Source organism: Bacillus sp. V3-13, assembly GCF_002860165.1.
Taxonomy (GTDB): Bacteria; Bacillota; Bacilli; order Bacillales; family Cytobacillaceae; genus Bacillus_BJ.
The window spans coordinates 1-23,410 of sequence record NZ_PGUZ01000066.1 but is presented as its reverse complement, the minus strand read 5'-3'; the positions used below and the strand labels follow the sequence as shown (position 1 = coordinate 23,410).

At 39.7% G+C, this 23,410-nt stretch carries 22 protein-coding genes and 1 pseudogene; 21 read left to right on the top strand and 2 right to left on the bottom strand.

The genetic code is table 11. The features are described from left to right. Positions 1-252 precede the first annotated feature (252 nt). The 4 genes from CU633_RS19485 to CU633_RS19470 all read left to right on the top strand — a co-directional run bounded on the left by CU633_RS19485 (position 253) and on the right by CU633_RS19470 (position 3,461). On the top strand, positions 253-684 hold the full coding sequence (locus tag CU633_RS19485; protein WP_101662236.1) for an ASCH domain-containing protein: 432 nt from the start codon (positions 253-255) through the stop codon (positions 682-684). A gap of 606 nt (positions 685-1,290) precedes the next feature. Then, a complete protein-coding gene (locus CU633_RS19480; RefSeq protein WP_101662235.1) occupies positions 1,291-2,349 on the top strand; it encodes an LLM class flavin-dependent oxidoreductase in 1,059 nt (352 codons plus the stop codon). A 137-nt stretch (positions 2,350-2,486) separates the two neighbouring features. After that, positions 2,487-2,987: a redoxin domain-containing protein gene (locus tag CU633_RS19475; RefSeq protein WP_101578069.1), complete on the top strand. Its 501-nt coding sequence runs from the start codon at positions 2,487-2,489 to the stop codon at positions 2,985-2,987. A 39-nt stretch (positions 2,988-3,026) separates the two neighbouring features. Beyond that, positions 3,027-3,461 (top strand): glycine/sarcosine/betaine reductase selenoprotein B family protein, encoded by a 435-nt coding sequence (locus tag CU633_RS19470; RefSeq protein WP_101662234.1) that lies wholly within the window; start codon positions 3,027-3,029, stop codon positions 3,459-3,461. A gap of 388 nt (positions 3,462-3,849) precedes the next feature. Here the strand turns inward: CU633_RS19470 and CU633_RS19460 are convergent, their stop codons facing one another. Then, on the bottom strand, positions 3,850-4,041 hold the full coding sequence (locus CU633_RS19460; protein WP_101662232.1) for a hypothetical protein: 192 nt from the start codon (positions 4,039-4,041) through the stop codon (positions 3,850-3,852). Between the two features lie 141 nt (positions 4,042-4,182). Here CU633_RS19460 and CU633_RS19455 point away from each other — a divergent pair, with 141 nt between their 5' ends. From CU633_RS19455 to CU633_RS19390, 14 genes and pseudogenes are all read left to right on the top strand, one after another. Beyond that, complete coding sequence (locus CU633_RS19455; protein WP_101662231.1) at positions 4,183-7,392, top strand: DEAD/DEAH box helicase; 3,210 nt, start codon at positions 4,183-4,185, stop codon at positions 7,390-7,392. A gap of 211 nt (positions 7,393-7,603) precedes the next feature. Next, positions 7,604-7,978: a redoxin domain-containing protein gene (locus CU633_RS19450; RefSeq protein ID WP_257959096.1), complete on the top strand. Its 375-nt coding sequence runs from the start codon at positions 7,604-7,606 to the stop codon at positions 7,976-7,978. Beyond that, positions 7,923-8,357: a glycine/sarcosine/betaine reductase selenoprotein B family protein gene (locus tag CU633_RS19445; protein ID WP_101662230.1), complete on the top strand. Its 435-nt coding sequence runs from the start codon at positions 7,923-7,925 to the stop codon at positions 8,355-8,357. Before CU633_RS19450 ends, CU633_RS19445 begins: the two co-directional genes overlap by 56 nt. A gap of 631 nt (positions 8,358-8,988) precedes the next feature. Continuing rightward, a pseudogene (locus CU633_RS23710) lies at positions 8,989-9,093 on the top strand (alpha/beta hydrolase domain-containing protein); the annotation flags it as partial. A gap of 318 nt (positions 9,094-9,411) precedes the next feature. Next, positions 9,412-10,428, top strand: a complete 1,017-nt coding sequence (locus tag CU633_RS19435; protein ID WP_101662228.1) for a LacI family DNA-binding transcriptional regulator — start codon at positions 9,412-9,414, stop codon at positions 10,426-10,428. After that, on the top strand, positions 10,418-11,341 hold the full coding sequence (rbsK, locus tag CU633_RS19430; RefSeq protein ID WP_101662227.1) for a ribokinase: 924 nt from the start codon (positions 10,418-10,420) through the stop codon (positions 11,339-11,341). Before CU633_RS19435 ends, rbsK begins: the two co-directional genes overlap by 11 nt. Before the next feature lie 21 nt (positions 11,342-11,362). Next, positions 11,363-12,100: a glutamine amidotransferase gene (locus CU633_RS19425; protein ID WP_101662226.1), complete on the top strand. Its 738-nt coding sequence runs from the start codon at positions 11,363-11,365 to the stop codon at positions 12,098-12,100. A 39-nt stretch (positions 12,101-12,139) separates the two neighbouring features. Then, on the top strand, positions 12,140-12,979 hold the full coding sequence (locus CU633_RS19420; RefSeq protein ID WP_101662225.1) for a BtpA/SgcQ family protein: 840 nt from the start codon (positions 12,140-12,142) through the stop codon (positions 12,977-12,979). Positions 12,980-12,996: 17 nt separating this feature from the next. Further along, a complete protein-coding gene (locus CU633_RS19415; RefSeq protein ID WP_180955039.1) occupies positions 12,997-13,926 on the top strand; it encodes a ribokinase in 930 nt (309 codons plus the stop codon). 3 nt (positions 13,927-13,929) lie between these two features. Then, positions 13,930-14,913 carry a substrate-binding domain-containing protein gene (locus CU633_RS19410; protein WP_101662223.1) on the top strand — a complete coding sequence of 328 codons (984 nt, stop codon included), beginning with the start codon at positions 13,930-13,932 and terminating at the stop codon, positions 14,911-14,913. A 69-nt stretch (positions 14,914-14,982) separates the two neighbouring features. After that, positions 14,983-15,741 (top strand): ATP-binding cassette domain-containing protein, encoded by a 759-nt coding sequence (locus tag CU633_RS19405; protein ID WP_101662222.1) that lies wholly within the window; start codon positions 14,983-14,985, stop codon positions 15,739-15,741. After that, positions 15,741-16,754, top strand: a complete 1,014-nt coding sequence (locus CU633_RS19400; RefSeq protein WP_101662221.1) for an ABC transporter permease — start codon at positions 15,741-15,743, stop codon at positions 16,752-16,754. Before CU633_RS19405 ends, CU633_RS19400 begins: the two co-directional genes overlap by 1 nt. Before the next feature lie 16 nt (positions 16,755-16,770). After that, entirely contained in the window at positions 16,771-17,796 is a 1,026-nt protein-coding gene (locus tag CU633_RS19395; protein ID WP_101662220.1) for a phosphotriesterase family protein, read from the top strand. 176 nt (positions 17,797-17,972) lie between these two features. Beyond that, the gene (locus CU633_RS19390) at positions 17,973-19,157 is read left to right on the top strand and encodes a M20 family metallopeptidase (RefSeq protein ID WP_101662219.1); all 1,185 of its coding nucleotides are present in this window, start codon (positions 17,973-17,975) and stop codon (positions 19,155-19,157) included. Between the two features lie 210 nt (positions 19,158-19,367). Here the strand turns inward: CU633_RS19390 and CU633_RS19385 are convergent, their stop codons facing one another. Next, entirely contained in the window at positions 19,368-19,658 is a 291-nt protein-coding gene (locus CU633_RS19385; protein ID WP_101662218.1) for a hypothetical protein, read from the bottom strand. A gap of 125 nt (positions 19,659-19,783) precedes the next feature. Between CU633_RS19385 and dcm the strand changes: the two genes are divergently transcribed. The 3 genes from dcm to CU633_RS19370 all read left to right on the top strand — a co-directional run bounded on the left by dcm (position 19,784) and on the right by CU633_RS19370 (position 22,464). Continuing rightward, a complete protein-coding gene (gene dcm / locus CU633_RS19380; protein ID WP_101662217.1) occupies positions 19,784-20,770 on the top strand; it encodes a DNA (cytosine-5-)-methyltransferase in 987 nt (328 codons plus the stop codon). Beyond that, on the top strand, positions 20,757-21,935 hold the full coding sequence (locus tag CU633_RS19375) for a type II restriction endonuclease (RefSeq protein ID WP_101662216.1): 1,179 nt from the start codon (positions 20,757-20,759) through the stop codon (positions 21,933-21,935). Before dcm ends, CU633_RS19375 begins: the two co-directional genes overlap by 14 nt. A 103-nt stretch (positions 21,936-22,038) precedes the next feature. Continuing rightward, complete coding sequence (locus tag CU633_RS19370; protein ID WP_101662215.1) at positions 22,039-22,464, top strand: very short patch repair endonuclease; 426 nt, start codon at positions 22,039-22,041, stop codon at positions 22,462-22,464. The last annotated feature ends 946 nt before the right edge of the window (positions 22,465-23,410 follow it).

Here is a 23,410-nt window from a genome sequence, read left to right as displayed (position 1 = left end):
ATAAGTAAGTACAGTACGAATAACGGGATAGGTTTGTCTAATTATGGATAATCAACACTCATGATACCACATAGGCAACTGCAATCAGAGCGATAATCAAAAGTATTTTCATTGCACTAATTTCCTCCCCTGTATTGTCATTCTCATTTTATGGGGGCGTAAGGAAATTCTGAGGAACTGCCTGTACTAATAATATTATTCCATCTGGATACTTTAAAAACAAAGTATTTTTTCAGGTTGGAGGGACTGTAACTGAAAATTTTATCAATGATCCAGCCTTGGGCAAGTCTATTCATCCTTGGTGAAGCCCAATATGAAACAAGGACATGGAGGACAAATTATCGTGGGCCGTTGGCGATTCATACTAGCAAGAAAGTGGACAAGGCAGTCTGCAGTCATGAGGGTATACTGTATTTGCTTGGCAAGCATGGCTACACAGAGGATACTCTTCCAACCGGGATGATTATTGGTACATGTCAGCTTATTAATTGTTTAAAGGTAACGGAAGACAAGAAGACATCGGCAATCCTTGAGGATGGACGGATCGTATCGGGCAATGATTATATATTGGGTGACTTTGATGTGGGAAGCTATGCTTGGGAGGTTACGGACAGGAGGATGCTTGATGAATTTATTCCTGCGAAAGGAAGGCTGGGATTGTGGGAGCATGCGTCATTGGAGTAGGGGAAAATGCCACTCGAATGAAGTTATTTGAATAAATATATAGATCATGAACTACAGGTGCATTCTTCAATATCGGCTGCACCCTATATCAAGTCAAATAGGGACTCAGAAGAGCCCTTTATTTTAACTGCGTTTAACAAACTTCTTATATACCACATATGCAACTACAATCACAGCGATAATCAAAAGTATTTTCATTTAAACTAAATCCTCCATCCTGTATTGTCATTCTTCCTATTCCCCAAACCGGTTAATCAAAAACCGGTGCTTTAGTTCAAGCTCCGACAACCTTTCAAGGATGTGTCAGAAAATATGTATGGAATGTTGTTTTTTGTGATTAGAAAACAATATATCAGTTAAAAATTGAAGACATTTCAATTTCAAATTAACATAAAAGGAATCAATAAAATGGGTACCAGGTTTATAGAAAAAAATGAAATGAATAAAATTTATATTTCATTTTTTACTAATCAATAGCAACTCTACCTATCATCGAAAAAGCAGTGTATTGTGCACAGATTGGATAAGAGTGGTATCTTTTAGAAAAGGTATATCAAAAGATCAGCAAGAGACATGTAGCTACGACTAGAATGGGAGGAAGATTCAGTGGAGATAGGTTTAAGCACGTTTGTAGAGACAACGCCGGATGTTGAAACCGGTGAGGTGATCAGTCATGCCCAGCGAATTCGGGAAGTGGTCGAGGAAATTGTACTGGCAGATCAGGTAGGGCTGGATGTATTGGGTGTAGGGGAACATCATCGTGAAGATTACGCGGCATCAGCTCCTGCAGTCATTTTGGCCGCGGCTGCGTCCCAAACAAAGCGGATACGGCTGACGAGTGCAGTAACGGTTCTTTCTTCTGCCGATCCAGTGCGAGTGTTTCAGGATTTTGCAACCCTGGACGCGATTTCAAACGGACGAGCAGAAATCATGGCAGGCCGGGGTTCTTTTATCGAATCTTTTCCGCTGTTTGGCTACGATTTAAAGGACTACAATGAGCTGTTCGAAGAGAAGCTGGAGCTGTTGTTAAAAATACGGGAGTCCGAGAAAGTCACCTGGAGCGGGATCCATCGTCCTGCGATTCAAAATCTCGGTGTGTATCCGCGCCCTGTTCAGAATCCGTTGCCTGTATGGATTGGCAGCGGGGGTAATTCCGAATCCGTTGCGCGCGCAGGCCTGCTTGGACTGCCATTAGTTCTGGCGATTATTGGCGGCAGCCCGCTGCATTTTGAACCACTTGTACGGCTCTATAAAAAGGCAGCAGCACACGCAGGGCATGACGTATCGAAGCTCGCGGTTGCGTCGCATTCGCACGGTTTCATTGCCGAGGATACCGAAACAGCGGCCGAGAAATTTTTCCCGTCGACCCAGCAGGCCATGAACAAACTGGGCCGGGAGCGCGGATGGGGTCCATATGACCGCTCCAGCTTCGACGCCGCCCGCAGCTTTGAAGGAGCCTTATATGTAGGTGATCCGAAAACAGTTGCCGAAAAAATTATTCACCTTCGAAAGAACGTTGGCATCACACGCTTTATGCTGCACGTACCGGTCGGAACGATGCCACATGACGATGTGATGAAAGCGATAGAACTGCTGGGAAAAGAAGTAGCGCCAATGGTTCGCGAAGAAATATCAAGATGGGAAGCTAATGGTGAAGAAAAGTAGGAGGATGTCGGTCCAGAACCGGCATCCTTTTTCTATTAAAGATGAAAATTTTACATGTTTTACAGGTTAAAGCTGAAAGCAGTAGCCGATAATAAATATTGTTAAGCATGAAAGAATGACAAGAAAGGAGAGTTAACATGCCACAAGGAGCTACTGAAACAAGCACCTTAAAAGTAGGTGATCAGGCACCTGATTTCACATTGGAAGCCCATGGTAATCGCACAGTTACTTTGAGTGATTATCGAGGATCCAAAAATGTGTTCATATGTTTTTACCCTCTCGATTGGACCCCTGTCTGAGGCGCGCAAATGCCTTCATACGAGGATGATCTGCCTCGTTTTGAAGATTTTGATACCCAGGTTCTGGGTATTTCAGTTGACAGTGTCCACAGTCACGAAGCATGGCAAAAATCTATTGGCGGAGTGTCCTACCCGCTCTGTTCCGATTTTTATCCGCACGGAGAAGTTTCGGAAAAATACGGTGTCCTTCGCAAGAATAAAAATGAACCGGCATACGGAGCTTCAGAACGTGCCCTCTTTATTATTGATAAAGAAGGTATCATTCAGTGGATTGATGTTCATCCAATCGACAGGCAACCAGATAATGAAGAGCTGTTTGATGTTTTACGCAAACTGTAAGCAGGTAATTTTAACAAGCAGAAAAAAAGGAGGCTGTGTATGGAACTCTCAAGAAAAGCGATCCCATATACACCCAGCAGTAAACCGCTTCATGAGATGACAATCATGATCGTTTCAACCTCCGGGGTACACCTGAAGGATCAGGAGCCCTATAACACGGACCCTGCGGAAGGGGATGCAACCTTCCGCATCATACCTGGGGATGTTGACTCAAAGGACCTGACCGTTACCCATGCAGCACCAAAGGAGCATTATAATACAGATGCTCCGAAAGAGGATATTAACACCGTCTTTCCAATCGACCGGTTAAGAGAAATGGTCGAAGATGGAGACCTTGGCGGAGTGGCTGAAAAACATCTAACGATGATGGGCTATTCCATGAGACTGAATAAGATTAATAAAGAAACCATTCCCGCGCTCGTAAAAGAAGTGGTCCGGTCAAAAGCGGACGCCGTTCTCTTAACAGCCGGCTGACCGCTTTGTCATCGCACTGTAGTTACAGTGCAGCGTGGCATTGAATCACAGGGAATTCCAACTACTTTAATCACGCTGGATGTTGAACAATCCAGTTTGATGAGACCTCCCCGGGCCATTCATCCAAAAGGGTTTGAATTTGGACACTCGTTGGGAAAGCCGCATGATAAAGAAACACAAAGGAAAGTGTTAGAGGCGGCTCTGGCTGAAATACCTGAGAGACAAGAGCCTGGGAACATTCATGAGGTGCATTTTCCAAGTTATTTGTAAAACTAATATGTCACAACAAGGGACGGCTTGTTTGCCGTTCCTTGTTGTGTATACAAGTTCGGCATCGTTTATAAGCAAATTAGTATCAAGATAAAACCCTGCCGGAGCAGGGCTTTATCTACGGTTTTAATCGCTGTTGACTAACCCACCAATCTATATAATTTAAATTAAAGACAATCATATTGTTGATAGGTCTTTGATGCGGTATGTCTTTACTTTGAATAAGATCATGGATCTCCTGCTCAGAAATTGGATAATTTACTGAAGCAAGATACGCGATTAAATTTTTTATTCCATAGGCTTTTCTCATTTAACCACCTCCCGCCAAACTCTCTTAATTCATAGAAACATGGTACAATGGGGAAGAAAAACGAGTGAAGAGAATATAGTACAGACGTTGAATAATATATACATACCCCTCGACAAAATAGAAAGGAAGGAGCGGGAGTACATGAACATAAAAGTAAATCGCAAGATGGTAAAAGAAATGTGCGGTACCGTCTCCTTCAAAAAAGGAGACTCTTTTTATCGAGCGAATAAAGTCACATTTACCCAGTATAGCCCTGACTTTTGTGAAGCGACCGTTCAAGCAACGGAGGGTTTTCAGGTCACAATTGAAAAAGATACAGCAGGCGGCATACAGACGAAATGCAGCTGTCCTGCCCTGGCAGATTTCCAAAAGGATTGCCAGCACATTGCGGCCGTTTTATTAGCCATTTATGAACATCAACGCCAAGGAACGTTTCCTTTCAGCGTACAAGGGCAATCCAAGTATGGAGAGCTGACAGAAGGCTTCATGACGCTCTTTGATAAAAGGCCAGCTCCAACAAGTGTACATCAGCTTCATTTTGAAAAAAGAGAAGTACTTGATGTGCTGTTCATCTGTAAAACAATCTCTATAGGGAATGGCCAGTACTTATTTGGAATGGAAGCTGAGGTTGGTCATACGAAGCTGAAAAATATTCGCGGCTTTTTACAGGACATAAAACAAGTGAAAAATAGCACGTTATCCCCTGCATTGACATATGACCCAAGCCTTCATTGCTTTGTAAACGAATCAGATGCGGTTCTTCATCACCTCATCCGTGTCGCCCATGATGAACAGGCGTTTTTGGAAGCTTTACCAGACCTTTCTGACTTTACAGGCAGTAGTCAAACGTTACTTATTCCACCTTCTTCCTGGGTGGGGCTCGTACCTTTACTCACCAAGACCCCATTGGTTACGCTTGAGCATGATGGTCTTTCTTATGAGCGCTTGCGAATTGTGGATGGGCCACCTCCCATACAGTTTATATTTGAAGAAACCGACGGTGACGATTACCAATTAACGATCACAGGCTTTGACCTCATGGTCGTTATGGATTCCTATAGTTCGGTGTTGTGTGATGGACAAGTCTTTCGGTTAGAAGAACAGGACTGTGAACGATTATCCGGGCTAAAGAAAATGCTGGCAGCTCCGGATACGAACCACATTCCGGTTCCACATGGGCAAATTGATTTTTTTATCAAAAAAATCGTGCCAGGTCTGAAAAAAATCGGCGAGGTGAAACTGTCTGGAGCGTTATCTCATAAGCTTATGAAGAAACCGCTTGTTGCCAGGCTTTACTTGGATCGCCTAAAAAACCGGCTTCTTGCAGGACTGGAATTTCAATATGAAAATGTCGTTATTCAACCATTGGAAAGCCGGGACACTCCAACAGGTCCGTTGGTTATACGGGATCTGGAAAAGGAAGAGGAAATTCTTCAGCTCATGGAGGAGAGCGGGTTTTCGACAACAGAGGGCGGTTACACGATGCAAAATGAAGCACTGGAGTATGAATTTTTATATCATGTCCTCCCGAAGCTTCAGCGGCTTGTCCAGGTTTATGCGACAACAGCTGTGCGAATTCGCATCGTAAGGGAGAATGCTCATCCAAGAATTCGGGTGAAGGTCCAAAAAGAACGCACGAATTGGCTGGAATTCAAATTTGAGATGGACGGCATTGGTGACAATCAAATTCGGGAGATTTTAGCGTCACTGGAAGAAAAGCGGAAATATTACCGCCTTCGGAATGGGTCACTGCTGTCTCTGGAAACGAAGGAAATGGAAGAAATCCGCCGTTTTCTAAAGGCAGTCCCGGTTCAGGATGAAGATTTTGAAGCCAGTCTGAAAATGCCTATCATTGAAAGTTTTAAACACCTTGATTCTGTTGAGGATAGCGATGTCTTCACGGTCGAGGAATCATTCCGTCAGTTTCTTGATAATATACGCAACCCGGGTAACATGCATTTCGAGGTGCCGCAAAGTTTAGGCAACAAATTAAGAGACTATCAAAAACGCGGATTTAAATGGATGAAGACACTTGCCAGCTACGGTTTTGGCGGAGTTCTCGCTGATGACATGGGCCTTGGCAAAACAGTGCAAAGCATTGCCTTTATTGTTTCCGAGCTTTCAGCCATTCGCGACAGGAGGCACCCGGTTCTTATTGTGTGCCCATCATCCTTAACGTACAACTGGCTGCATGAAATCATGAAATTTGCTCCTGAGCTCCAAACGATTGTCATCGACGGGAATCAAGCGGATCGACAAGCGCTGCAAAACGATATCAAAGATTTAGATGTCATGATTACGTCCTACCCGTTGCTGCGCCGTGATATCAAGTGGTATGAGAACCAAATGTTTCACACGGTTTTCTTTGACGAAGCACAGGCGTTTAAAAATCCAGTGTCCCAAACGGCCCGGGCCGTTAAAAGAATACAGGCAGATAATCGATTTGGCCTTACAGGAACACCGCTGGAAAATTCACTTGAAGAGCTTTGGTCGATTTATCATGTTGTCTTCCCGCAGCTCTTCCAGGGATTAACAGAATATAGTCATCTTCCAAGGAAAACAATTGCTCGCAGGGCTCGTCCCTTTTTGCTTCGCAGAGTAAAAGAGGATGTGCTTGACGAGCTGCCTGAAAAAATTGAGATGCTTGAATCAGAAGAACTGCTTCCCGAACAAAAGAAGCTCTACGCAGCCTATTTGGCGAAGCTGCGGCATGATACATTGAAGCACCTCGACAAGGATACGATTCGAAAAAAACGGATTAGAATTTTAGCGGGTTTGACGCGATTGCGGCAAATTTGCTGTCATCCTGCCCTGTTTGTAGACGGCTACAAAGGAAGCTCGGCAAAATTTGAGCAGCTCCTGCAAATAGTAAAGGAAGCCAGACTTTCCGGAAGAAGAGTGCTGATTTTCTCCCAATTCACGAAAATGCTTGAGCTGATCGGCAGAGAGATTACAATTCAGGGGCAATCGTATTTCTATCTTGATGGACAAACTCCTCCAGAGGAGCGAGTGGAAATTTGCAATCGATTTAATGATGGTGAGCGTGACTTGTTTCTGATTTCCTTGAAAGCAGGAGGGACAGGGCTGAACCTGACAGGCGCGGATACAGTCATCTTATATGATCTTTGGTGGAATCCTGCGGTCGAGCAGCAAGCGGCAGACCGGGCTCACCGAATGGGGCAGAAGAATGTTGTACAGGTGATCAAGCTCGTTGCCCGTGGCACCATTGAAGAAAAGATCAACGAGCTCCAGGAAAAAAAGAGAGATCTCATTACAGATATTATCGATCCAGAAGAAAAAGCTTCAGCAACATTAACTGAAGATGATATTCGTGGAATTTTGATGATATAAATAGACGTTATCTGTTATTTTAATGCACAATGAAGAACATAGAGGCACTTTACTGTACGGAGTAGCACCTTTTTCTGACCTTTAGTGAGTGCTTGGCATATTTTCATTCTTTGTGGTCAACGCCGCTCAAACGCCGTGACTAACGGGTGCTTGAAAAAGAACTTTGTCTTTAAATATGGGGGCTGTCCAAAAAGTCAGTGAAAGCTGACTTTTGGACAGCCCTATTTCAGTTGACAGTGTCCACAGTCATGAGGCATGGCAAAAATCAATTGGAAGAGTATCCTATCCGCTCTGTTCCAATTTTTATCCGCACGGAGAAGTTTCGGGAAAATACGGTGTCCCTCGCAAAAATAAAAATGAGCCAGCATACGGAGCTTCAGAAGGCGCCCTCTTTATTGTTGATAAAGAAGGGATTATTCAATTTATTGATGTTCATCCAATGACAGGCAGCCAGATAATGAAGAGTTGTTTGATATTTTACGCAAACTGTAAGCAGGTACTTTTAACAAGCAGAAAAAAGGAGGCTGTGTATGGAACTGTCAAGAAAAGCGATCCCATATACACCCAGCAGCAAACCGTTGCATGAGATGACGATCATGATCGTTTCAACCTCTGGAGTACACCTGAAGGATCAGGAGCCATATAACACTGACCCTGCGGAAGGGGATGCAACCTTCCGCATCATACCTGGAGATGTTGATTCAAAGGATTTAACCGTTACCCATGCAGCGCCAAAGGAGCATTATAATACAGATGCTCCTAAAGAGGATATTAATACCGTTTTTCCAATCGACCGGTTAAGGGAAATGGTCGAAGATGGAGACCTTGGCGGAGTGGCTGAAAAATATCTAACTATGATGGGTTATTCCATGAGATTGAATAAGATTAATAAAGAAACCATTCCAGCGTTCGTAAAAGAAGTGGTCCGTTCAAAAGCGGACGCAGTTCTCTTAACGGCCGGCTGACCGCTCTGTCATCGCACTGTAGTTACAGTGCAGCGTGGCATTGAATCACAGGGTATTCCAACAATATTAATCACGCTGGATGTTGAACAATCCAGTTTGATGAGGCCACCTCGGGTCGCTCATCCGGTAGGGTTCGAATTTGGACATTCGTTAGGAAAGCCACATGATAAACAAACACAAAGGAAAGTGTTGGAGGCGGCTCTCTCGGAAATACCTGAACGACAAGAGCCGGGTAACATTCACGAGGTACATTTTCCAAGTTATTAGCAAAACTTATATCTCATAACAATGGACGGCTTTCTTGCCGTCCATTGTTCTGTATGCAAGTTCGGCATCGTTTATAGTATCTTCGTCAACTGTTTTAATGACAATGATGGCTCATTCCTCTGAAACTACGTTCCGACAAATGAGCCATCATTCGTTTGATTAACATCTGTCAGGCTGTAAGGTAGTAGAGGACTAAGGTTCAGTTTTCCAACACTCCTGGGATTTTTCTTCCAGTCTCCCTATTTCTATTAAAAAATGCAGACGGAAAATTCGGTAAACAACATACTGAATGGTTTGATTTGTTTATAGGTTTTTTTAACTCTAAAGGAATGAAAGGAGGAAGCCGGTTTCCGCCCCGGACGATGCTCCCCTAAATTATCCTTTTGGTGCGACTGACATAGATCTTAGCAGTAAGGGATATGTCGAAGAGGAATTTTTTGTAGAAGGGGCTGCCCAACGAAAAGCATAAATGTGTTTTCCTGTAATTTCTTAATTTATACTTTTTGTTAATGTAAGCGTTGACAAATTAATTTCTAACTCATATATTTATGGTATAAGTTCGAAAAAGTAGGAAAATTTTAAATTCTTTGTCATAAAATCTTACAAAGTGCTGGATGTAACCAGTCCTAAAAAATATAATTATCTTAACAATAATTTCTCACTTATTTTTTAGTAGAATGTGTAACCGGTTTACTATTATTCGAAATTAAGATGTAATACATAAAAATAATGAGTATATAACCAATGTGTAACCGGTTTACTATTCTTGTAAAAGGTGTTGGTAAAAGTGACTGCAACCATAAGAGATGTCGCAAAATTAGCCGGAGTTTCAATCGCTAGTGTTTCCAGGGTGCTTAATTCTAAAGGTTATGTAGGTTTAGAAACGAGGAAGAAAATTGAAGAAGCAATCAAGTTATTGAATTACGAGCCAAACGAAGTTGCAAGAAGTTTAACTGTTAAGAAAACGAAGACAGTTGCTTTATTTGTTCCAGATATCACGAATCCGTTTTTTTCTACATTGGCCAAGGGTGCGGAAGATTATGCTAATTCCCAAGGTTTCACTTTAATTTTATGTAATTATGAAAAGATGGGTGGGAGAAAGAAACTGTATGTTGATTTACTCAAACAAAAATATGTTGATGGGATTATTTTTGCTGCGGGCGCACTTAATCCAGAAGACGCATTGAAAATCAGGCAATCAAAAATACCAATGGTTGTTTTGGATCGAGTTCCTGAAATGGAAATAGAGTGCGAAATTCTTGTTGATAATTATCAAGGTGCCAAAAAAGCTATGAAGCATTTAGTTGAGATTGGCTGCAAAAAAATCGCCCATATATATGGGCCGCAGGAAATCAGTACAGCACGCCAACGCCTCAGGGCCTATGAAGATGCAGTTAAAAACCTCCCTTGGTATACTCCAAGCTTACTGGCCCCGGGGAATTTTTCAATTGAAGGAGGGATGGAAGCAACGAAAAAGTTATTGCATGATCATCCGGATTTAGATGCGATTTTCGCCGGAAATGATATGAATGCTATTGGGGCATTAAAGGTATTGTACCGAAAAGGTATAAGAGTGCCAGAAAAAGTTGCCGTATGTGGGTTTGATGGCATAAAACTAACGGAAATTACAACTCCCGAAATAACTACGGTAGTGCAGCCAACTTATGAAATAGGAAAATTAGCCGCTGAAAACCTTATTCACTACATAGAGCATTCTTTTTTTCGGGAAAAGCTAATCAAGTTGGATGCAACGCTTGTAATACGTGAATCGACGCAAAAATTGGAGAGAAATGATGAAACCTAAAATAACGGTTATAGGCAGCCTAAATATGGATTTATTGGTCAAGTCCTCCAGGTTTCCAAATAGGGGAGAAACCATTCTTGGAGAAAGTGTGGAATATTTTTCAGGTGGGAAAGGAGCCAATCAAGCAGTTGCAGCTTCACGACTTGGAGCAGAGGTAACGATGATCGGAGCTGTCGGTGATGATTTATACGGTGATAGGTTAAAAGAAATCTTAAAGAAAGATCAGGTTGATATTTCTTCAATCAAAACGGTTGGAGGGGAATCAAGCGGGTTAGCGGTTATTTTGCTGGAAAATGCTGATAATCGAATTATTGTCATTCAAGGTGCAAATGCTCATTGCACAAAAGAAGATATTGATTTAAATCAAGACAAAATAAGGGAGTCTGACATTATTCTTATCCAAATGGAAATTCCTTTAGAAACAGTTAATTATGCGGTAAGTATGGCCAAAACATTCAATAAAACAGTAATCTTGAATCCAGCTCCTGCCCAAGAGCTTTCAGACGATTTATTACAAAAAGTTGATATCATAACACCTAATGACACAGAATTAAGACTTCTTACAAATAAAAAAACTGAAGGCTATAACTTTAATCAGCGGATAGATATGCTGTTGGAAAAAGGCGTTCAGCATGTTGTGACAACAATTGGGTCTGAGGGTTCCGTTTATAAAGCGGCTAAACAAGATTTGATAACATTTCCGGCTTACCAGGTTCCTGTTGTAGATACGACTGGTGCAGGGGATTGTTTCAATGGCGCACTGGCTTTTGCATTAGGCAGAGGGGACTCCATTACTGATGCCATTAAATTAGCAAATAAAACAGCAGCATTGTCTGTTTCTAAATACGGTGCTCAATCAAGCATGCCTACATTGGATGATGTTCATGAGTTTGAAAAAAATCTAAATTACTAAAAAATGAAAGGAGTTTATACAATGAAAATACTATTTATAGGGGAATCCTGGGTGATTCATATGATTCATACAAAAGGATATGATAGCTTTACCTCTACAAAATACGAAGAAGGTGCTACATACTTATTAAGTTGTTTAAAACAAGCCGGTATCGAGGTTGACTATATGCCGGCACACGAAGTCCAAGTTCGATTCCCGAAGAAGATTGAAGAATTAAAGAAATACGATGCTATTGTACTTAGTGATATTGGCAGCAATACGTTTCTCTTGCAGAATCCAACCTTTTATCAAATGGAGGTTGTTCCGAATGCTTTAGGGTTAATTCGTGAATATGTCGAGGATGGCGGAGGATTATTGATGATTGGCGGCTACTTGTCCTTTATGGGCATCGAGGGCAAAGCGAATTATAAAAATACAGTATTAGCTGAAGTACTCCCTGTTGAAATGCTGGATGCTGATGATCGGGTTGAAATCCCTCAGGGCGCCAACCCTAAGACCATTTTGAAACATGAAATAACTGAAAATATTGAAAATTGGCCTGCCTTCCTTGGCTATAACAAATTCAAAGCAAAAAAAGAAGCAGAAGTGTTAGTTAAAATCCAGGAAGACCCTTTTATTGTACTGGGAAGTTATGGGAAAGGAAAAACAGCTGCATTTGCGAGTGATTGTGCTCCGCATTGGGGGACTACAGAATTTATGGAATGGGAGTATTATCAGCCAATTTGGGTGCGTCTATTAAACTATCTAAAACAGAACTAACAAACATAAAGCATAGTAGAAATTCAAAAAGGAGGAAATATGTCAAATAAAATCTTTCCTGCCAAACCTAATTATATTAAGGAAATTTTCAACCAGGATCGTGCGGTAATTGGAATGGTTCATCTTCGGCCATTGCCAGGGGCTCCCCATTTTAAAGGGGGCAATTTAGATGAAGTGTATGATTGGGCGATAAGAGATGCAGCTGCCCTCGAGGAGGGTGGTGTTGACGGTTTAATCATTGAAAATGCATGGGATATCCCTTTCTCAAAACCAGAAGACATTGGGTTTGAAACTGTTGCAGCCATGACCTCTGTAGCGAATCGATTAAAAACACATACGGATTTGCCAATCGGGATTAATTGCTTGGCCAATGGAGCGATCCAGGCACTTGCTGTTGCTAAAGCGGCAGACCTGCCATTTGTAAGGGTAAACCAATGGGTAAACGCGTATATCGCAAATGAAGGGTTTGTCGAAGGAGCGTCGGCAAAGGCTGCCAGATATCGCTCACAAATAAAAGGCGAGGATATCAGGATGTTTGTTGATGTCCATGTAAAGCATGGAAGCCATTCGATTATAGCTGATAGGAACCTGGCTGATCAAACACATGACAACATCTTCTTTGATGCGGATGTTTTAATAGCCACAGGTACACGTACTGGTAATGAAACAGAATTAACTGAAATAGAAGGCATTAAAAATCATACCAGTCTTCCAGTTATAGTTGGAAGTGGAATGACAGTAAATAATGCTGCAAAGATACTCTCATTAGCTGATGGATGTATTATAGGAAGCTCATTAAAAGAAGAGGGAGAGTGGTGGAATCCTGTGTCCAAGGAGGAAGTAATAAAATTTATGAGTGAGGTAAAAAAAGTTCGATAAAGGGGGAGTCGGTTTGCTTGATAAAAACAGATGTTATCGTTATTGGAACGATCAACATAGACCTGGTTGCTTACGTTAGCCGTTTTCCTGACATCGGAGAAACACTCGCTTCCATAGACTTCCGCCAGATTCCTGGGGGAAAGGCAGCTAATCAGGCTGTAGCCGCTCAACGTTTAGGAAAACAGGTAGCACTGGTTGGAAAGGTCGGAAAAGATCCTTATGCAAGTTTATTGAAGGAGAAATTTTTAGAAGAAGGCATTTCATTCGATTATGTTTTTTCCTCTGAGAAAACTGCTACTGGTTCCTCTTTTATCATTGTTGATCAGGCAGGGCAAAACATGATTATTACCAACCAAAATGCGAACAAAGAATTAACGAAGGAAGAGGTGCTTGCTTCTCTGGAAGCTGCACACGGTGCGGGAGCTGCCCTGCTGCAATTAGAGATGCCATTAGATGTCGCCAATACCATTATTCTTGCGTTAAAGAAAATCAATATCCCTATCTTCCTAAATTTAGCACCTGTTGTTCCGATAGATCCTCAGATAAGGAGATTAGTTGATTTTCTTATTATAAATGAAGTTGAAGCCGGACAAATAACAGGCTTTAGTGTATCGAACATCGCAAATGCTGAATTAGCCGTAAAACAATTGCTGGAAGAAGGCCATTCACAGGTTGTTTTAACCTTAGGGGCTGAAGGGGCCATTATTGGTGACAAAAACGGAATCTATCAAGTGCCTTCTCCAAAGGTCCATCCTGTTGATACTACTGCTGCTGGTGACTGCTTTTGCGGTGCGCTCGTAACGTATTGGTTAGAAGAAAAAGATTTACTGCAAGCAACTAAAAAAGCAGTTGTTGCTGCTGCGATTTCTGTAACACGAAAAGGTGCTCAACCATCTCTTCCAAATCAAAAGGAAGTAGAAGGGATTTATAAAAAAGGGGGATTATGAAAAATGAAAAAATTGGTTAGTTGTAGCTTAATCGGGATGTTGTTGTTATTTTTAGCAGCTTGTGGGCAAGTAGATGATACTTCAGGAAGTACTAAGCCGGGTGGGGATTCATCTAAAGATGATGGTATTACAATTGCTATGACAGTTATTAACCAGGAAGCACTGTTTTTTACTGATATGGTCAAGGGTGCGGAAAAAGCTGCAGATGAATTAGGGGTTAATTTTACAGTATTTAATGCGAATAATGATACAGTGGCACAGCATAATTCAGTGGAAGATTTTATTAGTTCTGGTGTTGATGCGATTATTGTAAATGCCATTGATTCTAAGGGAATGGAATCTGTTGTTGAACAAGCAAAAGAGGCAGGAATTCACATTATTTCAGTCGATTCTGTAATTGAAAGTGACGCAGTCGATGTACAAATTGGTGTGGATAACTATGAATCTAGTGTAGAGCTTGGCGAATATTTCAACGACTATCTAAAAAGTGAATGGGATGGAAAATCTGTTAAGTTAGGAACTGTAGGTGCTTTAAATTCGGAAATTCAAATTAAGCGTGAAGATGGTTTTAAGGATACTGTTTCAGGAAATGACAATCTGCAAATCGTCAATACTGTTGACGGGGAGAATGTTCAGGAAAAAGCACTTGCCGCATCTGAAAACTTATTGACTGGATCTCCAGATTTAACTTTTGCATTTGCTACCGGGGAGCCAGCTTTTATAGGAATGGTATCAGCAGTCCGTTCTCAAAAAGCAGAGGATAGAGTTAAACTATTTGGATGGGATCTAAGTAAGCAAGTAATTGAAGGCATTGATGAAGGATTTGTAGAGGCCGTTCTACAACAGCATCCTTATGAATTTGGCAGTGAAGCAGTCAAAGCAGCTAAAAAATTAATAGATGGAGAAAAAGTAGAGAAACAACTAAATGTACCGGTTACGATTGTTACAAAAGACAATGTCGATGAATTTAGAGGTTCTTTTGAATAAATGATGTCCTGCGGAAAAGCAGTTAAGCCAGCTTTTCCGCTTTTTTGAAAATAAGGGGGTTACCTAATTATGACCAAAAACGATATTCGGATTCAAATGAAAAATATCCAGAAAAGTTTTGGTGCTGTCAAACCATTACAAGGGGTAGATTTGACTTTATATAAAGGAGAGTGTCTTGGTTTACTTGGTGATAATGGCGCTGGGAAATCAACACTTATGAAAATATTAAGCGGAGTCATCATCCCTGACCAAGGAGAGTTCTATGTTGATGGCCAAAAAGTTTCGATTAAAAAACCAAGAGATGCGAAAGACTTACAAATTGAAACAGTCTACCAGGATTTAGCACTGTGCGATACATTAAATGTGGCAAATAATATCTTTCTTGGCCGAGAACCAGTTAAATTTGGCGGGAGATTAATTGATCAGAAAAAACTGCATGAACGAACTCGTGAAGAATTAGAAAAGTTAGGAATTAATATATCTTCAACCAAATTGACAGTTCAAAATATGTCAGGGGGACAACGTCAAGCTGTTGCAATTGCCAGAGCAATGGTGTTCCAACCGAAGGTGTTAATTTTGGATGAGCCTACTTCTGCACTTGGTGTAAAGGAAGTCAATATGGTATTAGGGTTAATTAATAAGGTCAAGAAAACAGGTGTTAGTGTAATTTTAATAACTCATCGTCTACAGGATTTATTTGAAGTCTGCGACCGGCTTATGGTTTTACATGAAGGCAAATGCATTGATAACCGCTCGATTGAACAATATACGCTGGAATCAGTTATAAAGTCCATTATGGGAAATCCTGAGGGGGTGCAGGTATCGTGATGAGCAAGGGGAAAATTGAGACAAATAATGTGAATCTGGAACAGTACAATCCTGCTATCAAAATTTCTGCATGGATAAATGAAAACAAGCAAGTATTAAGTATTTTTCTGATTTTGTTAATTATATCTACCTATTTTAGTTTCGCTGCAGATGCATTTTTTAGTTACGGGAACTTTTTTAATTTAATTCAACAGTTAGCGCCAAATCTAATCGTAGTGGTAGCAATGACGTTTATTATTACCACTGGGGGAATTGATTTATCAGTAGGCTCGATTGTTGCACTATCAAGTGCAGTAACGGCAACAGCTTTACAAGCAGGAATTGGCAGCCCGGTTACGTTAACGATCGTAATTGCTGCTGGACTTGCGATCGGTATAGTTAACGGATATATAACCGCTTTTCACAATATCCCTCCATTTATCGTTACGCTGTCATCCATGATCTTCGTTCGTGGTATAGCTTTATTAATCACAGGTGGTTATTCCATTGCGATTTCCAGAGAACATGGATTGACTAATATCGGACTTGGGACATTATTTGGTGTGCCTGTTTCAGCTTTGCTGGCTATTATTATTGCTGGACTGGGAGCGGTCGCGCTAAAGAATAGCAGATTCGGAATATATGTAACCGGAATTGGAGCAAATGAAGAGGCAGTGAGACGTTCCGGTGTGGATACGCGAAAAGTTAAATTAATCACGTATATGATGAGTGGCGGAGCAGCAGCACTTGCTGGGCTTATTATTTCTTCCAGATTAGCTTCTGGCTCATCCAATATCGGGATGATGTTTGAATTGGATATCATTGCCGCAGTTGTACTTGGAGGCACTGCACTCATGGGGGGAAAAGGGACGATGATTGGTTCTTTAATCGGTGTGGTCATCATCGGAGTGATCAATAATGGTTTGACGTTATTGCAAGTTTCTCCTTATATTATTCAAATCATCGAAGGATTTGTATTATTACTTGCTGTAATATTGAATATTCGCGTGTTTGGATTTAGAAAAAATATTTAAATAGGTTGTGATACTGATGGCTTTGGTGCAAACAGTACAAGGGATAATCAATAGTGAAAATTTAGGAATCACACTGATGCATGAGCATTTATATATTGATAGGTCCCATCTTTGGGAAGAGCCAAACGGACCATTAAAGTATTTTGCGAATCAATCTGTTTCACTGGATATTTTAGGAAGGTTAAGGTTAAATCCTTATGCAAATAAGGATAACGGCTTAATGGTTGATGAAGGTGTTGCCGTAAAAGAGGCACTGGAATTTTACAACTTTGGGGGACAAACCATTGTAGATGTTACTCCAGTTGCCCTGGGAAGAGACCCAAATGCCTTATATCGGCTATCAAGAAGAACGGGATTAAATATTATTATGGGATGTGGGTATTACCTGGAAGATACGATACCTTCTCGTGTGAGAGACTGGTCGATTGAAGAAATTGAAAATGATATTATTTCAGATCTTGAAGTGGGTGTGGATGGGACTGGAATCAAAGCAGGGATAATTGGCGAAATCGGGATAAGCCCTGATATGACAGAACTTGAAGTAAAAGTATTACGTGCAGCCGCACGGGCACAGAAAAAAACAGGCCATGTTTTAACCATTCATCTGCCAGGCTGGGAAAGATATGGACATCAAATTCTCGATATTGTTGAAAAAGAGGGTGGAGCCGTTCATAAAACTATACTTGACCATATGAATCCAAGTATGAATGATGTTGCATATCAAACGTCCCTTGCGGATCGCGGTGCTTTTTTGGAATATGACATGATTGGCATTGATCTATTGTTTCCGGAAGGCCAATCTCCTTCTGATGAAGATAATGCCAAAGCAATTATTAACTTATTAGAAAAAGGATATGGAGAATCACTATTGCTTTCCCAAGATGTGTTCTTGAAAATCTTATTGAAAACTTACGGAGGTTGGGGGTACTCACATATACTGGAAAACTTTGTTCCACGTTTAAAAAGGATGGGAGTTTCACAGCAAGAAATCAATACAATATTAATAGATAATCCTCGTCGTGTTTTTGACAGAGAGAGCTAAAGAGTGTGGCTGATGACCACAAAGAGAAATCAAGGAAATGGTAGGAAGATCTGCTTTCGTTCAGTACGCGTTCATTGGGAAGCTTTATCATTTCGTAACATTAGTTCCTATGCTTTTGTATTTTATTTAAAGTAGTTGTGCCAGACTGCTTCTTTTTTTCTTGGGGGGAACTTAAATTGGTTGATTATTTAAAGGCTATTGAGTTAATTGATGAAAGGGAGGCAATAAATTTTCTCCGTTCATTAGTTGAGATCAATAGTGTCACAAATACTGGTAGTGAAAAAGCAGTTTCTGATGTCATTAAGGACCGATTAAAGAGATCTAATTTAACTCTTTTTCCTGACCCGATATCGGAAAAAAGAGAAAATCTGATTGTATCCTATAATCGTGAAATGAAAGATGAGGATTGTAAAACACTAATTTTCAGCGGACATTTTGATACTGTACCGCCTGGAAATGTAACTTGGAATTATGGAATCTTTGAGGGAGAAATCAAGGAAAACAAACTGTTTGGCCGAGGTACCACCGATATGAAAAGCGGCGTAGCTGCCATGGTGATGGCAATCGAATGTATTGAACAAGCACAAATAAAATTAAATGGGAATCTTCGTTTTGTTGGCACAGTGGGTGAGGAAGTTGATTGCTTTGGTGCAAAACGAGTAATAAGAAATGGCCAAGTTGAGGATGCCACAGCCATTGTGATTGGAGAGCCTACGGCAAATAAAGTGAAGATCGCACACAAGGGAGTACTTTGGTTGAAAATATCAATTTTTGGTAAAACTGCACATGGATCTATGCCCTCATTAGGGGTAAATGCCATCTGGGGCATGAACGATTTCATTAATGAATTAAGAAACTATTCCCTGAAATATGAACACCATCCTATATTAGGAGAATCAACGATCAACATTGGCATGATTCGAGGTGGAGTAAGTACAAATGTAGTTCCCGACCAGTGTACCATCTATTTAGATATAAGAACTGTACCAGGACAAAACCATGCAGATATCGAAAGAGACATAAAAACTTTAGTAGAGAAGACAACAAAACAAAATTCCATGTCTTTTCAGATGGAAACAATTAATGATTTAGGATGTGTGCATACTGCTAGTGATGACCCGTTTATCGGACTAGCAAAAAACACTAATAAATCGCTGCTTAACAATGATCAACCTGCTGGAGGGGTCAATTATTATACCGATGGTTCCATTTTCAGCAAGGCTCTTCCTCACGTTCCTATATTAATCTATGGACCAGGAGAGCCGGAAATCGCGCACCAGCCAGATGAACGGGTAGATTTACAAAAGTATATTGATTCAATTAAATTTTATATTAAGCTTGCTGTTGATTACTTAGTGTGAAGACACAGGGTGTTACTTAATTTCTCAAACTTCGCACCCAAATAAATATGCTGAAACACCTCATTCTTTGGTATAGTGATTTGTCGAGAATACACTTCCAAACAGAAGAAGAAGTTTGGGTTTTCAGCTTCCTGATTGTTACTAGTAAATACATATTAGTGAATAATAGCAGAGTTTTAGCCCTAATCGAAATAAGAAAAGGAGTTTTTTCTAAATATCACTAAAAAACTTTATAGTAAAGCCTTCGCTTCTCGCTAACTGGTTTATTAACTTCCAATTGAACTCATCGTGAGGTAGTTCATCTAAATATATATAATCAATGTCAGCCAGCGGGGATTGGAGTAATTCTAACAATTCATTCTGATTTTCGAAATTATCAATATATACTCCCTTTATATTATATCTAGTTTTTATATTTTTAATAAGGGAATCTATAAAAATAATCGCATTTTCTGTACTCTCATTTCTTTTTTGTTGATAATAAATAATTACATTTTCCACTTGTTTAACCTCCTTTTTAGAGGTAAATTAAAAAGTATGTTCAATATTCTAGCATAAAATTTAACCGGTATTCAATTTTATTTGTTATAATTAGATATATAGTACAAGTGTTCGGAGGTGATAAAATGTTATATAATTTTATAGACTTATTTGCTGGTATCGGAGGTATAAGAAAAGCTTTTGAACCGTACGGCACTTGTGTATTTAGTTGTGAATGGGACAAAAAAGCACAAGAAACATATTATGCTAATTATGGAGAATACCCACATGGTGATATTAGAAGTATTAATGAAAAAGCTATTCCAGACCATGATATTTTGCTGGCCGGTTTTCCCTGCCAACCGTTCAGTATTGCAGGCGTAAGCAAAAAAAACTCATTAGGAAGAAACCATGGTTTCTTAGATGAAACACAAGGAACGCTTTTTTGGGATATAGCGAGAATTCTCAAAGAAAAACAACCACAGGCATTTTTGCTTGAAAATGTTAAAAACTTACGAAGTCATGATAAAGGTAAAACATATAAAGTTATTAAGAATGTATTAAAAGAACTGGGATATACCGTTTATGATGAGGTTATTAACGCTAAAGGATTAGTTCCTCAAAATAGGGAACGTATCTATATTGTGGGTTTTAAAAGGAATCTAAAGTTTGAATTTCCCGAAGTTCCTAAAGAAGGTCCGTCAATATCCTCAATTTTGGAAGAAAACGTAGATGGAAAGTATACGTTAAGCAATAAGTTATGGTCATACTTACAAGGCTATAAAGAAAAGCACTCTAAAAAGGGTAATGGGTTTGGTTATGGATTAGTGGATATAAATTCATACAGTCGTACACTTTCCGCCCGGTATTATAAAGATGGAAGTGAAATATTAATTCCGCAGGAAGGGAAAAATCCAAGACGGCTAACTCCGAGAGAATGTGCTAGGTTACAGGGTTTTCCGGAGGATTTTAAAATCGTGGTATCTGATACCGCCGCATATAAGCAATTTGGGAACAGTGTCGCTGTGCCGGTAGTTAGCTTAATCGCACAAAGTATGATTCAAGCAATCGAACGTAACGAAGTTATGGAAGATACAGTAGCTGAGAGAAGGTTGGAATATGCAACCAAATGATAATTTATCAAAAGCAATAGAGACGGCTAACAAGTATGGTCGTTTCTATTGTAAATTTATTTCTGCAAATGACGTTGGACTAACTAAAGCACATCAAGAAGGTCTATACATATCTGTTCACGCTTCACAGTTATTTTTTGATACAAGAGGTAAAAAAGGGGAAAATAAAGACCATTTTATTAAAATACATGTTGATGGATATTACCCCTTTCAAAGTCGCGCCATTTGGTATGGAAGCAAAACAAGAAAAGAGTACCGATTGACAAGATTCTGGACTAATTCACCTTTCAATAAATATGAACAGGTCGGAAACCTTATAATATTTATTCAGGCAAGTATGGATGATTTTTATTGTTTCATTTTAGAAAACGAAGATGAAATTGAAACATTTCTTGAAGTATTCTCTATATCGCTTGTAAAGAATAATGCAGTATATGGTTTGGACATAGAAGAAAAAGAAACAAAAATAAGGCTGAAATTACTTCAAGTAATAGATGAATATTCACGTAGTTTCAGTAATGAATTTCCTGCCACTGTATGTATCGCAGACAAGGCAAGAGAATTGTTTTATAAGATTATTCGCGGCAATCTTTCTAATCCAGACAATGCTTTAATTCGGTGGATTGATTTAGAGTATGAGGTTTTTAAAGCTATAGAAAAAAATATATATAAGCCATATTTAACTGAACCGTTCGGAGAGTTAGAACTGTTATTCGAGTTTGCAAACAGTGCATTAAATAGAAGGAAAAGCCGTGCAGGAAAATCTTTAGAACACCATATTGATTTTATGCTTACAAAATTTAATATACCTTTCAGTCACCCGGGGAAAACTGAAGGAAACAAGAAGCCGGATTTTCTCCTACCTTCAAATGAAGCTTACGCAAACATATTGTATGATGAAAAAAAGTTAACTTTCTTAGGTGCAAAAACAACATGTAAAGACCGTTGGAGACAGATTTTAAATGAAGCAAACAGGATTCCTGAAAAACATCTTCTGACACTTCAACAGGGAATAACAAAAAATCAAATGGAAGAAATGCAGGAAGAAAAAGTAATTCTTGTAGTCCCAAAAGCTTACCATGATTACTATCCACCAGAATACAAAGACAGGATTTTAAGTATTACTACATTCGTCCAGTATCTTAAAGAAAAATATGCTATATAAAAAATAATCTACCTATTAAAAAGACGGTTCTTTGAAGGATCGTTTTTTTGTTATTGCTGAATTTAAAAGGGTATTGTAAAAATAAAGGCAGGTGAAATTTGTCGTGGCAGATAAGCTTCAAACATCAGAACAACGAAAAAAAAACATGAAAGCTATTCGTTCAAAAGGAACTAAATTAGAAGATCGAGTAGTAAAGGCTCTTTGGGCAAAGGGTTTAAGGTTTCGAAAAAATGTTAATAATCTTTTCGGAAAACCTGATATTTCCATAAAAAAATTTAAAGTAGTGATTTTTATTGATTCTTGTTTTTGGCATGTGTGTGAACTACACGGCAACAAGCCAAAAAACAACGAAGAATTTTGGGCAAAAAAATTAAAGAGAAATGTTGAACGAGATATAGAGGTTACAAACTACTACAAGGAAAAAGGTTGGAATATTTTAAGAGTTTGGGAGCATCAATTAAACAAGGAAAATTTTGAAGAAACTATAGAGGAAATTTATCAATTTATTAAAAAAGCAAAAAATCAATAGTAGTCCAATAGTAATTCAAACAACGGACTATCTAATTGCACGCTACCAACTTACAGGGAATCAGATTGACCTCTCTATTAGCCATGGTCGAATTATTGCATTATGTTTAGGAATTCTAGATAATCCTGTACAGGAAAATACCGTATCTTTGGGAATATCATTGTTGGGGTTACGATTAATAAGTAGAGGAATTGAGAACTATTCAGGTTTCTGGATGCGGGACCAAAGAGCAGCCCGCCCGCCTCATCAATAAGGCCAGTACCCACTGTTTGCTTTATAGGGCGTAAAAAGGACGAAAAATTATTCATGATTACATGGTAAAGTATGTGATCGAGGGTGAATTATCATGAGGCCGATGGAAAGACATGAAATATAATGAGGAGCTGGACTGCTGGGTCTTTATCTGAAACACAACAGAGGCTAAAAAATCAGTTGCGGGGATTGGTTCGAACTTCACCTGGGGATGGCAGCAAGCTGACTTGACGAATAGAGCTGCGGAGTCAATGATATATCGTTGCGGAACGAAGTTGGACTTAAAGACAAATCAGACGTATCAAGTGAGTCTGTTATAGCACAGTGGGAATTTAGGGAGGGCAAAAGCCCCCCTTTCCTTGGAATAATTGACCGTCAGAATCCGGACATATAACATCGTCTGTTTCCAGTCATTATAGAGCATCAGAAACACTGATGGGGTTTATTGACATAGCCAAAATTTCAAGTTTTAGGGTTAGTAATAAAAAAATCCCACAGAGAGGTTCCCAAAGGTTGTTTTTAATGGTAAAATGTAGGAAAGGTTTAATTGTTATACAAAGCGATCAGACTGAATGCTAAATAATAATTTGAAAATACGAAGGAGATTACGTCAAAGATGTAATTTTTTTTGAAAGATAAGAAAGTATAAAATTTTGGGTCTACCACGGTCATCTAGGCTGTGGTATTTTTATTT

What these genes read in the sequence shown, in the direction of transcription:
- CU633_RS19420 (WP_101662225.1), top strand. Translation starts at nt 12,140, where the DNA reads ATGTCAAATAAAATCTTTCCTGCCAAACCTAATTATATTAAGGAAATT.
- rbsK (WP_101662227.1), top strand. Translation starts at nt 10,418, where the DNA reads ATGAAACCTAAAATAACGGTTATAGGCAGCCTAAATATGGATTTATTG.
- CU633_RS19460 (WP_101662232.1), bottom strand. Translation starts at nt 4,041, where the DNA reads ATGAGAAAAGCCTATGGAATAAAAAATTTAATCGCGTATCTTGCTTCA.
- CU633_RS19410 (WP_101662223.1), top strand. Translation starts at nt 13,930, where the DNA reads ATGAAAAAATTGGTTAGTTGTAGCTTAATCGGGATGTTGTTGTTATTT.
- CU633_RS19470 (WP_101662234.1), top strand. Translation starts at nt 3,027, where the DNA reads ATGGAACTCTCAAGAAAAGCGATCCCATATACACCCAGCAGTAAACCG.
- CU633_RS19395 (WP_101662220.1), top strand. Translation starts at nt 16,771, where the DNA reads ATGGCTTTGGTGCAAACAGTACAAGGGATAATCAATAGTGAAAATTTA.
- CU633_RS19425 (WP_101662226.1), top strand. Translation starts at nt 11,363, where the DNA reads ATGAAAATACTATTTATAGGGGAATCCTGGGTGATTCATATGATTCAT.
- CU633_RS19455 (WP_101662231.1), top strand. Translation starts at nt 4,183, where the DNA reads ATGAACATAAAAGTAAATCGCAAGATGGTAAAAGAAATGTGCGGTACC.
- CU633_RS19375 (WP_101662216.1), top strand. Translation starts at nt 20,757, where the DNA reads ATGCAACCAAATGATAATTTATCAAAAGCAATAGAGACGGCTAACAAG.
- CU633_RS19405 (WP_101662222.1), top strand. Translation starts at nt 14,983, where the DNA reads ATGACCAAAAACGATATTCGGATTCAAATGAAAAATATCCAGAAAAGT.
- CU633_RS19445 (WP_101662230.1), top strand. Translation starts at nt 7,923, where the DNA reads ATGGAACTGTCAAGAAAAGCGATCCCATATACACCCAGCAGCAAACCG.
- CU633_RS19400 (WP_101662221.1), top strand. Translation starts at nt 15,741, where the DNA reads ATGAGCAAGGGGAAAATTGAGACAAATAATGTGAATCTGGAACAGTAC.
- dcm (WP_101662217.1), top strand. Translation starts at nt 19,784, where the DNA reads ATGTTATATAATTTTATAGACTTATTTGCTGGTATCGGAGGTATAAGA.